The sequence below is a fragment of the Terrimonas sp. genome, assembly GCF_003075435.1.
Taxonomy (GTDB): Bacteria; Bacteroidota; Bacteroidia; order Chitinophagales; family Chitinophagaceae; genus Agriterribacter.
Genome location: NZ_QCZJ01000023.1, coordinates 55,259 through 68,038, shown reverse-complemented (window position 1 = coordinate 68,038; position 12,780 = coordinate 55,259). Strand labels below are relative to the sequence as shown.

General features: G+C 39.4%; 5 protein-coding genes. All 5 read right to left on the bottom strand.

The genetic code is table 11. The features are described 5' to 3' along the window. Window positions 1-33 precede the first annotated feature (33 nt). A complete protein-coding gene (locus DC498_RS20185) occupies window positions 34-2,427 on the bottom strand; it encodes an ABC transporter permease (RefSeq protein WP_116875973.1) in 2,394 nt (797 codons plus the stop codon). Between the two features lie 200 nt (window positions 2,428-2,627). Next, window positions 2,628-5,012, bottom strand: a complete 2,385-nt coding sequence (locus tag DC498_RS20180) for an ABC transporter permease (RefSeq protein WP_116875972.1) — start codon at window positions 5,010-5,012, stop codon at window positions 2,628-2,630. A gap of 189 nt (window positions 5,013-5,201) precedes the next feature. After that, entirely contained in the window at window positions 5,202-7,589 is a 2,388-nt protein-coding gene (locus DC498_RS20175) for an ABC transporter permease (protein ID WP_116875971.1), read from the bottom strand. Window positions 7,590-7,629: 40 nt separating this feature from the next. Continuing rightward, window positions 7,630-10,026 (bottom strand): ABC transporter permease, encoded by a 2,397-nt coding sequence (locus DC498_RS20170; RefSeq protein WP_116875970.1) that lies wholly within the window; start codon window positions 10,024-10,026, stop codon window positions 7,630-7,632. A 232-nt stretch (window positions 10,027-10,258) separates the two neighbouring features. Further along, complete coding sequence (locus tag DC498_RS20165; RefSeq protein ID WP_116875969.1) at window positions 10,259-12,637, bottom strand: ABC transporter permease; 2,379 nt, start codon at window positions 12,635-12,637, stop codon at window positions 10,259-10,261. Between the last annotated feature and the right edge of the window lie 143 nt (window positions 12,638-12,780).

The window sequence follows — 12,780 nt, the reverse complement described above, 5'->3', positions numbered from 1 at the left end:
TCAAATTTTCAAATTGTTTCATTGTCAAATTCATCATTCCGTTCTCAAACTCTTCACCGGGTTTGCCATCGCTGCTTTTATTGCCTGGAAACTTACTGTTAATAATGTAATACCAATGGCACCACCTACCGCTCCAACAAATACCCACCAGGATATCCCGACACGATAATCATAATGCTGTAACCACCCATATAAATAATACCAGGCAAGCGGAATGGCGATCATGCAGGATATTGAAACCAGTATCACAAAGTCCTTTGACAATAGTGTCCATAAATTAAATACAGAAGCGCCAACAATTTTGCGGATACCTATTTCTTTGGTGCGCTGCTCGGCAACAAAAGATGCTAAACCAAACAAGCCCAGGCAACTGATAATAATAGCCAGTATTGTGAAGAACCCTGCCAGTTTGCCCACCCGAACTTCAGCAGAAAACTTCTTTGCATATTCCTGGTCGGCAAACTGGTAATCAAACGGCGCCGCGGGAATGAGTTGCTTAAATACCTTCTCTATTATGGCTAATGATTCAGATGTGCTTTTCTGAGGATTTAACTTCAGGTTGATCACATTAACATTATCATTCGTTAAAAGATACACAGCCTGTTTTACCGGTTGATAGGGAGAAGCCATCACCATATCTTTTACAATGCCTATAATAGTTAACGTTCGTGTATACCCATTCTCCCATCTAACAATCTTGCCAATAGGATCTTTAATGTTCATAAATTTAATTGCGGCTTCATTAATAATCAGGGAAGCGCTGTCACCTTTAAAATCATGCGAAAAATCACGTCCTTCCTTAATTTCAAAACCTACTGTTTTTCCATATTCAGCGGTAACCCAAAACGTAGCGAAATCGGTATCTAAATTCGGATCTTTACCTTCCCAGTTAAAGCCACCGTTATTGCTCCACACATTAGTAACCGGGCTTGATGATTCCGACATTTCCACAATAGCATTTTGCTTTTTTAATTCCGTGCGCAGCACATCATACCTGCCGTAAAAATCAGGAGTCTGCATATAAATCATTACAAGGTTATTCCTGTCGTATCCAACCGGGCGATTCTTGGTATGTTGTATTTGTTGATATACTATTATGGTGCAAATGATGAGCGCAACTGATACGGCAAATTGAGTTACCACCAACACTTTTCTCGGCAATGCGGCAAACCTTCCTGCCTTAAACGTTCCTTTCAGTACCTTAACCGGCTTAAAAGAAGAAAGATAGAAAGCAGGATAACTGCCGGCAACTAACCCGGTAATAATCGTAAAACCCAGCCCTGCAAGCCAGAACCATCCATTTCCCCACAGTATATGTATTTGCTTACCTGCAACCTGGTTAAACCAGGGCAATACGGGTTGTGTAAGTAGAACGGAAAAAGCGAATGCAATAAAAGCAACCAGTATTGATTCACAAAGGAACTGGCCTATGAGTTGCTCACGAACAGAGCCAACTGTCTTACGTATACCAACCTCTTTTGCCCTTTTTTCTGAACGTGCCGTGCTCAGGTTCATAAAATTGATACAAGCCAGTAATAATACAAACACGCCAATTACTGCAAACATCCATACATATTCTATTTGGCCTCCTGCTTGTTTACCTTCTTTCCACGAAGAACGCAAATGCCAGTCTTTCATAGGGTGCAGGAAAATAGCTGCCTTAAACTTCTTTTCATCTTCATCTACTTTATTCAGCTTGGCTTTTTCAATTCTGCGGTTTACTGAAGCAAAATCTACATTATCATTTATCTGAGCAAAAGCCTGGAAGGAATTGTTGCCCCATTGTGTAGACGCCTGTGTAAGCCAGCCTTCAGAAGTTTTATACAAATCCCAGGGAGCAATAAATTTCAGATCTCTGAATGTAGTGCTGTAGGGAAGATCTTTAAAAACACCTGTAACTTTTACGTTCAGCTTGTTATCAATTTTCATTGGCTGATCCATAGGATCAGCATTACCGAAAAAAGCTTTGGCTGTACTTTCTGAAAGCAAAATACTATTGGGATTGGTAAGTCCGTCAGCAGAGCCTTTTGTCATTTGTAAAGAAAGAATACGCGGGCCATCCTTATCAATATAAATACCATTCTTATATAAATGCTTATTGTCTTTACTCAGCATGTGATCACCTTCCCACGAAGCCATAGCGAGATATTTGAAATTATCCCCATAGCTATTCCGCAATTCTTCTCCCAAAGGAAAAGGAAGCGCCTGTCCTGTATGCGTAGTTCCGTTCCATGTTTGGTGTTGCATTACCTGCGCCACACGATCGTAATTGGTATGATACTTATCAAAGGTAAGTTCATCCCATATCCACAAACCAATAAGCATAGCCACAGCCATACCAATAGCAAGCCCGCTGATATTGATCAAAGATGATTTTTTATTCTTCAGGAGATTACGCCATGCGATTTTGAAATAATTTTTTAGCATTTAAATTTGATATTTAAAATTTGAAATGGCTGTGTGCGATCTGCAATCAGCTATCAGCTTTGGGCCAAGAGCTGCCAGCGTTAATAAAATTCTCACTACTTACTTCCTCCTTCTCCTCCCAACGCCCCCTCTTACCATTTCCCTAACCGTCTTGCGTTTAGGCTCCCCTCTCCACCCCGTGGAGAGGGGCTGGGGTGAGGTTATTCCATCCTCAAACTCTTCACCGGGTTTGCCAACGCAGCTTTTATTGCCTGGAAACTTACCGTAAGCAATGTAATAACCAACGCGATCAGTGATGCTATAACAAATACTTTCCAGCTTATGCCTACCCTGTAATCATAGTTACCCAGCCATTGATTAAGATAGTAATAGGCAATGGGCGTTGCAATCAAACATGAAAAAGCAACGAGCAGCACAAACTCTGTTGACAGCAAACGCCACAGATTTATTACACTTGCACCTAATACTTTTCTTACACCTATTTCTTTTGTTCTTTGCTCTGCAACAAAACTTGCCATTCCAAATAAGCCCAGGCAGGAAATGAAAATAGCAAGTATCGCAAAATATGAAGACAGCTTTCCTATTCGCTCTTCAGCACTGAACTTAGATCCGAAATCTTCATCCACAAACTTATACTCGAATGGTACATCCGCCGCATACTTTTTTAACTCCTGTTCAATTAACCTCAATGAGCCGGCAGCATTCTTCTGCGGATTTAAGCGCATGATAAGATGATTCATATTATTAAGCCTGCCTACATGATATAGCGTTGGACGTACCGGGTAAAATGGCGACTCCTGCATTATATCTTTTACAATACCGATTATGGTAAAAGGCGTACCATTCCACTTTAGCATTTTACCTACCGGGTTTTGAAACCCGAGAAACTTTGCAGCAGATTCATTAATAACAAATGCTGCAGAATCTGTTGCATAATCTCTCGAAAAATCCCGACCTTCCTTAATTTTCCATTTAACTGTTTTACCAAAATCGAACGACACATTATTATTTGGAAAATCAACTGCAAGATTCGGATCCTTGCCCTCCCAGTCAAATCCGCCGTTTGTGTTCCAAACGCCGGTAAGCGGACTGTTGGATGCTGCCATCTCTTCAATAGCTCCTGCATTTTTTAATGCTGATCCCAGCACATCAAGATGCTGCCTTGTTTCTTCTTCAAGCCCTATATTGATCAGGCCGTTACGCGTATAACCGATCGGTCTGTTTTTAGCATACTGAATCTGTTCGTACACAATGATTGTTCCTATAATGAGCATTACCGACACGGTAAACTGCATAACTACCAATATTCTTCTTGGAATGGCAGCACCTTTACCGGCTTTGAATGTGCCTTTTAAAACTTTCAACGGCTGAAATGAAGAAAGGTAGAGTGCCGGATAGCTGCCGGATAATAGACCTGTTATAACAATAAATATGATACCTGTGAGCCAAAACATTTCATTACCCCATGGCATAATCATTTTTTTACCGGCTATATCATTAAATAATGGCAGCAGTAATGTTACCAGTCCTAAAGCCAATGCAAAAGCTATGCATACCACTACATAAGATTCTGTAAAAAATTGTTTGATGATCTGCCACCTCAAAGACCCGATAGCTTTACGTATACCAACTTCTTTTGCCCTTTTTTCACTTCGTGCCGTACTTAGGTTCATAAAATTTATACAGGCAAGCACCAGCACAAAAATGCCGGTAATACCAAACAACCAAACATACCGGATATTGCCACCGGTGTTTACCCCGTTTTTAAATTCGCTGTAAAGTTTCCACTTGCTCATGGGTTGAAGAAATACTTCCCATTTATAACGTTTTTCTTCGGGGCCTACATTATCCAATTTTGTGTTTTTGATTTTCGCTGAAACCTTTTGCATATCTGCATTATCAGCGATCTGCGCAAAGGTTTGGGAAAAATTACTATCCCATGGATCATTCATTCTTTTTACCCACGGATTTTGAATAAGCCATAATTCCCAGGGCATCATAATTTGTATATTATGAAAAGTAGTATTATCTGGCAGATCTTCGTATACCCCTGTTACCTTAACATCATAATTCCTGTCGAGTTTAATAGCTTTGTTTATCGGATCTTCTTTGCCGAAAATTGCCTCTGCGGTTGATTGAGAAAGCATGATAGCATAGGGATCTTTCAATGCCTGTCTTGTTCCTTTCAGCATTTTCAACGTAAGCATTTCCGGCGCATCAGGTTCAAAAAAAATACCTGTTTTATTAAAAACTTTTTTACCTGCCGAAAGCAGGTGACCACCAACCCAGGATGCCTGTACCACATACTTAAAATCGCTGCCGTATTTAGCCCTTATCTCCGGTCCCATTGCAGCAGGGTTAGCGGATTGAGTACTCATATCACCATTAAAGCTGGCATGCTGCATTACCTGTGCGATACGATCATAGTTTTCATGATACTTATCATAAGACAGCTCATCATTTACCCACAAACCAATGAGCATAGCTACGGACATTCCAACTGCCAGTCCGCCAATATTAATAGCGCTGTATCCTTTGCTCTTACTTAAATTACGCCAGGCGATTTTGAAATAATTTTTTATCATTTGAGATTTGAAATTTGAAATGGTTGTATGCGGTCAGCTATGAGCTATCAGCTATCAGCTGTCAGCGTTAATAAAATTCTTACTACTTACTTCTTACCACGCCTCCGTAAACTCCCGCTCTTGCCATTTCCACAACTGCTGAGTATTTAGGCTCCCCTCTCCGCCTTGCGGAGAGGGGCCGGGGTGAGGTCATTCCATCCTTAAACTCTTAACCGGGTTTGCCACCGCCGCCTTTATGGTATGAAAAATAACTGTAAGCATCGTAATGGACAATACAACAAGCGCCGACAATATAAAAGGCATTATACTCAAGCCGGTATTGTATGGAAATATCTTCAGCCACTTAGACATAAAATATCCTGCAACGGGAAAAGCAACAATGCATGATATACCAACAAGCGCAATAAAATTTCTTGTGATCAATGGAATGATCTGGCTAATATTTGCCCCCATCACCTTACGTATGCTGATTTCCTTTTGCCTTTGTTCTGTTGTAAATGCTATTAATCCTAAGAGCCCCAGGCAGGTGATTATAATGGTAAGAACCGAAAATGCCGTAAATATTTTCCCCCGTTTTTGATCTGCTGCGTATTGCGAATCAAAATCCTGGTCGAGGAATGTATATTGAAAAGGAAGATCAGGAAATATTTTCTTCCATGTGCTTTCTATGCCTGCAATAGCAGCAGGAATATCCGAAGCGCTTAATTTTAACTGGATAAGATTAGTATTAGGCCTGTATAATAAAATCAATGGGGTGATGGTATTATACAATGATTTTTGGTTGAAATCCTTCACCACTCCTACTACTTCAAGATAATTACCTGAAGTATCTCCCGGAAATTTCACTCTTTTACCAATAGGATTATCGCCCCAGCCGAATTCCTGTATCATCTTCTCATTCACCAGCATACCATGCAGCGTATCTGCAAGCCCGGAAAAGTTCCTGCCTTTTACCAGTTTTATCCCAAGTGTTTTTATATAGTCTTCATCAATGGCATATACGTCTATTCCTTTATCTGTATAACCATCCTTTGTTTGAATAGAAAACAAATTAAAGCCATTACCCTGCCCTGGCACAGAGCTGGCAGAGCTTACAGAAAGCACCTGGGGATTATTACGCATTTCGTTTTTAAAGGAAAGAATAGCACTTTGTATATCCCTGTCCGTTACAGCCGAAGCAGTCAGCACCCGGGCTTTATCAAAGCCGAGATCTTTATTTCTTAAATATTTGAGTTGTCCATATACTACCCAGGTACAAATGAGCATGATCATAGATATGGAAAATTGTATCACCACCAGGGATCTCCTCAGGTTAACATTGCTTGAGCCTTTGGCAAGGCTTCCCTTTAATACTTTAACCGGGTTAAACTTTGATAAATAAAATGCAGGATAACTGCCGCCCACAATTCCAACAAAAACTACTACAGCCAACAGAATAAGTATAGTATCCGGACTGAATAATGTACCGAAGGAAATAAATTTTCCGGCTAATGTATTGAACACAGGAAGGAACAACGCGATCAGGCCTATACTCATCAGCAAGGCGATAAAAGCGGTAAGTGTTGACTCAACCAGGAATTGTAATACCAGCTGTACTTTAGTTGAACCGGTAACTTTTCTTATACCTATTTCTTTGGCTCTTCTTGCTGACCTTGCCGTAGTAAGATTCATATAATTAATACAGGCGATCAGCAACATAAAAAAGGCTACCGCGGAAAAGATATAAATGTATGACATGCTGCCTGTTTCTTCAGGCTCATTAGTAGTAGTTGAATGAAGATGAATTGAAGTAATGGGTTGTGTTTCGAAATATATCTTAATATTATACTGTGCGAAAATCGAGGCAAGATATTTATCATACATCGGCTTCATCTTGGTGTCAAAAGCCGCAGCCGTGGTTCCCGGCTTTAATAACACATAGGTATAAAAATCAAAACTTCCCCAGTTATTGGCAAAGTCTGCCGGCAGGGTATTTCTCGAAACCAGTATATTAAAGATCAAATGAGAATTCTTAGGAACATCTTTCATCACTCCTGTTACCTTATATACTCTGCCATTAACATTTTCAAGGGTTTTACCCAGGTAACTTTTATTTGCCCCAAAGAATTTGATAGCAGATGATTCTGACAGCACCAGTGTATTGGGTTCTATCAATGCGGTTTTCGGATCGCCCTCAATAAACGGACAGGTAAATACACGGAATACATTGCTGTCTGCAAAAAAAACTTTGTCTTCATACAATCTCAATCCACCATTCTTAAACATTGTTCTTCCGCTTCGTACAAACCGAACGGCTTCTTCAACTTCAGGATAATCTTTTGCCAGCGCCGGTCCCATTGGAAATGGCGCTATTGCCCAGCGCATGGTATCCCTGTCAGCCTCTTTAATAATAGAATTGATGCGGAATATCCGCTCAGCTTTTTCATGATACCTGTCGAAACTCAATTCATCTTTAATATAAAAAATCAGGAATAATCCAAAGGTGATGCCTATGGTAAGCCCGAGAATATTCAGGAGACTATACCACTTGTCTCTTTTAAAATTTCGTAATGCAACGAGCAAAAGATTTTTAAACATATCAGGGACTTGAAATTTTAAATTTGAGATTATTTCAAATTCATTCCGTTCTGAGTGATTTAACTGGGTTAGCAATAGCCGCCTTTACGGTTGTATACCCTACAGTTATCCAGGCTATAATTAAAGAGCAAATTATTGTAACAACAAAAAAACCAGCATCCATTGATATCCGGTATGTATACTGCTGTAACCAGCCCTGCATAAAATACCATGCTAAAGGCGTTGCTATAAGAAATGCAATAATGATGAGCATGGTAAATTCTTTTGATAACATTAAAATAATATTGTATACAGGGGCTCCCAATACTTTCCGGATGCCTATTTCCTTTCTGCGTTGAGCAGCTATGAAAGCAATTAATCCGTATAAACCCAGGCAGGAAATAAAAATGGCAATGCCTGAAAATATTTTATATAATGTTGCCATTTCGTTTTCCTGCTTATAATAGGCAGCTAATGTCTGATCAAGAAAATCATATTCAAATACATAATCGGGATAAAAGCTGTTCCATAATTTTTGCAAAGCAGCAATAACCTGCCGCGATTTTTGCATATCAATTTTTATATTAGCAACTTGGTAAGCATCTTTTATGGTTGACATTACTGTGGGACTGATTGCTTCGCGCAGGGAAAATGTGTGATAGTCTTCTACTACTCCAACAATCGGTCCGGATCTCCCTGCCACTTTTATCATTTTTCCGATAGCCTTATCCGGATTTGTTAAACCCATATTTCTCACCGTTGTTTCATTTACAACAAATTCGCGCATGGTATCTGATGGAAAATAAATACGGCCTGCAACAAGTTTTAATTCATACAAACCGAAGAACGAAGTATCGGCCGGTTTCATCTGAACAACCATACCGGGGTTGGATTTGTTATTTTCCGAAGTATTTAAATTCGTTGCCCAGCCACCGCTGCCGGCAGGAGCAAAAATGCTGAGACTTGCCTGCTTTACGCCATTAATTTTTTCAATTTCAGTTTTCAAAGCATCCATTTTTGTAACGCTGAGGCTATCGCCGGGAAAGCTTGCATTGATCACTGCCTGCTTATTAAAACCCATATCTGCATTCCGGAAATAATCCATCTGCGATGCAACAACGAGAGTACCTATAATCAATGCCTGGGCAATTACAAACTGGAAAACTACCAAAGCTCTTCTCAAAGAAATACCCCTGGTATTTATGTTGATTGAACTCTTTAAAACATTAACGGATTTAAAACCGGACAAAATCAATGCCGGGTAAATGCCGGAAAGAAAAGCAACAGCAAAAAACACAGCAAAAACATATAGCATAAAACCGGGCGTGAATAAAAAAGCAATATTTAAATGAATATCCAGCAATTCGTTTACAAAAGGAATGCATACTAGTACCACCAACAACGACCCCATCAACGCGACAAGAGTTGTAATACCGGTTTCACCAAGAAACTGCAATATGAGTTGCTTTCTGCTGCTTCCTAATACTTTTCTGACACCAACTTCCCGTGCACGATTTACGGCCCTGGCTGTTGTGATATTGATAAAATTTATGCAGGCGATGATCAATAAAAAAGCTCCGATAATATTAAGCGCAAGCACCAGGTCCCTGCCAAATGTACGCCCGCTAAAATTGCCATACCTTTTATCATAATGTATTTCCTTCAAGGGTTGCAACGAAAGAAAATATCCCGGGTTTACAGGTTTGATATGCTTATCCGTAAACTCATCAAGCAATTTATTAAAATGGTCAACCGAAGCATTTTTATCCAATTGAATAAAGCAATAATTGTCATCTGATATGCCAGACCAATCGGCAGTATTGCCCGCGTTCATAAGTGTAGCATATGAAACCACAATACCAAGAGGGAAATCCGTATTATCAGGTATATTTTCAAGCACTCCTGTTACCTTCATCACTTCTCCGTATAACTTCAATGTTTTATCCATCGCGTTATGCCAGTCTCCGAAATATTTTGCTGCAACATCTTTGGTAAGGAGCACTGTATTTACATCATGCAATGCTGTTTGCTTATTTCCCGAAACCATCGGAAAATTGAACATTTCAAAGAAATGGGGATCAGCAGCACATATGTTTTTCTCCTTGAATTTTTTAATGGCAGTGCCATCTTCGCTTGTAGCGCTTACCTGGACATTGCCATCTCCAAAAATTGCAGCAACATTTTTTAACTGGGGGAGATCAATGCGTAAGGCCTGGGTAACAGGAAAAGGCACACCTGTCCTGTATTCCCTGTTTTCAGCATTTCTGCCGATGCGAACCACACGATACACCTGGTCTTTGTTCTGGTGAAAATCATCAAAGCTTTGCTGATACTGCACTACAAGAAATATCAAAAGAAAGGCGGCGAGTCCAACAATGAGCCCCGCGATATTTACGAAAGAATTTCCTTTATGTTTTTTTAAATTTCTGAGGGCTGTTTTTAAATATGTTTTGAACATAATAAGATGTTGTTTAAGACGCTCCGCCTTGATAAGTTGGACCAATATGCTGACATGAAGTGTAAAAAAGGCTCAACTCATATGCCATTAGTTCAACTAATTGAAAATCAGCAACGACTAAAGCTTCAGTATTGCCAGATGTACGAAAACGAACACAATAACGTCCGCAAGCGAACAAAACCTTGTTACAGGTATCACCAACTTATCAAGTATTCAATCTTTAATCACCCACTTATTCTGTTCTAAGGCTTTTTACCGGGTTAGCAATCGCGGCTTTCATTGTTTCTATGCATACTGTTACCAAAGCAATTAAAAGTGTAAGCAATGCCGCTAAAGCAAAAATCCACCAGCTGAGCGGTATTTTATATGAAAAATTTTGCAGCCATTTATTCATAACATAGTAACACGCCGGCAGCGTAATTATAGTAGCTATTAATACAGGCTTCAGTAAATCTTTTGCCAGTAAAATAGTTATGCCGTTTACTGATGCGCCTAATACTTTTCGAACGCCAATTTCTTTCATGCGCCTGGTAGCAGTAAACGAAGCAAGCCCAAACAAACCAAGGCATGCCACAAAAATGGCAAGCACAGCAAAGATGGTCAATATTCTTTGTTGCATAATATCTTTCCTGTACATTTCATTAAACTGCTCATCAAGAAATGAATATTCAAAAGGATAACCGGTAACTGTGTTGATATATTCATTTTTAACTGAGGCTATTTTTGATTGAATATCTCCGGGCGCTAACCGCACTAATATAACCCGCCTGTCCATAGCCGGCGAAATAACAAGCGCGTCAATATTTTGTTTAAGCGATTTAAAATTAAAATCATCCACTACACCTATAATCCTTCGCTTTTCATCATCCCTTACCGTATTCTTTATCCATTTCCCTATCGCCTCAGACGGGCTCCAGCCTAACTTTGTTGCAGCAGTTTTATTGATCAATACCGCGCTTGTAGTATCTGTTGGAAACTGTGCAGAAAAATCCCTGCCGGCAATAATTTTCAATCCTAATGTTTTTACAAAGTCAAAATCTGAAAACTCAGTGTTTGCATTCCATCTTTCACTATGCCCTTCTACATCAAAAGTATATCCATCAAAAAAACCACCAGGTTCACCAGACATTAATGACACTGACGCTATACCACTTGTATTCAAAAGCCCCTTTTTGAATACATCCATATTTTTATAAATATCCTCATTATCTATACGCACAATCAATGTCTGCTCTTTATTATAGCCCAACTGTTTGTTCTTTATATAATTCATTTGCTTCGTAATAATAAGCGTACCAAAAATCAGGAATACAGAAATACCAAATTGCAAAACAACCAAAGCATGCCTGAATGAAACGCCTTCTTTTCCAAACCTGAATTTCCCTTTAAGCGCCTGTATAGGAGTGAATGCAGAAAGCACAAAGGCAGGATAACAACCTGCAAGCACTCCGGCCACTACAATTATGCCCAGTAAAAAAGCATACACCTGGTAAGTATTCCACGAAATGGTCAGTGAATAGCCAAGCAACTGGTTATATACCGGCATAATCAACAACAGCAATGCTACCGATAAGATGCAGGAAATGGTTGTAAGCAATACAGACTCACCAATAAACTGCCAGACAAGATTATAACGCAGCGCACCTAACACTTTACGCAAACCAACTTCTTTTGATCGTTCGGCAGCTCTTACTGTTGATAAATTCATAAAGTTGATGCATGCCACCAGCAGGATCAGCAATGCCACAGACAGGAATATATATACCACTGTTTTATCACCATGTCTTATACCATCAAAACTATCCTTGTCAAAATATACATCTTTCAGCGGCGTAAGCGACAGGTTAAAATTAAAGCCATACTTTTTCATGTCTGCACCCATATACTTTTCCATAAAAGCCGGCATCTGCTTTTCTATGTCGGCTTCTGAAGCACCGGGCGCAAGTAAAACATAGGTATACAAAGCATTATTGATCCATGTTGTCATCCAGCTCCTATCTTTATAATTTTCAAGCGGCATAACCATTTCAAAATTAAGATGGGAGTTAGAAGGAGCATCTTTAGCAATACCGGTAACTTTTAACTGAATTGTTTTATCAATTGTAATTACCTTATTCATAGCATGCTCAGCATCTCCAAAATATTTTTCTGCCGTAGTTTCAGTTAATACAACACTGTTTGGATTTTTTAAAACGGTAGATGGATCGCCTTTAATCAGTGGAAATGAAAAGAAAGTGAAAAAGTTATTGTCTGTATTCAATACTTTTTTTTGATGAAAAGAACGCTCCCCGATTGTAACGAGGTTGTCATTTTCATTAACACGAACAGCCTTTTGTATCTGTCCATTAAAATCATTCAGTAAAGCCGGAGCATACGGACCTGACAGGTAAGCCACGTCTGATAATTTCCCTTCTCTTTTAAATCCCCGCATCACGCGGTATATCTGCGTCCCGTCTTTATGAAAATTATCAAAGCTGAATTCATTCATAATGAACAGGAAAATCATCATGCACACAGTTATACCTACTGTAAGCCCTAAAATATTGATGAAAGAAAAAACTTTCTTTTTCATCAGATTGCGCCATGCTGTTTTAAAATAGTTTTTGAGCATTTGATATTTGAAATTTGAGATTTTTGGTTTATTGTTTATGGTTTGTGGTTTGTAGTTTATGGTTTGTGTACCTGTAACCAGAAACCTGAAACCTTCTTATCTCTTACCATTTTCCTAACTGCCTTGAATTTAAGCACCCCTCT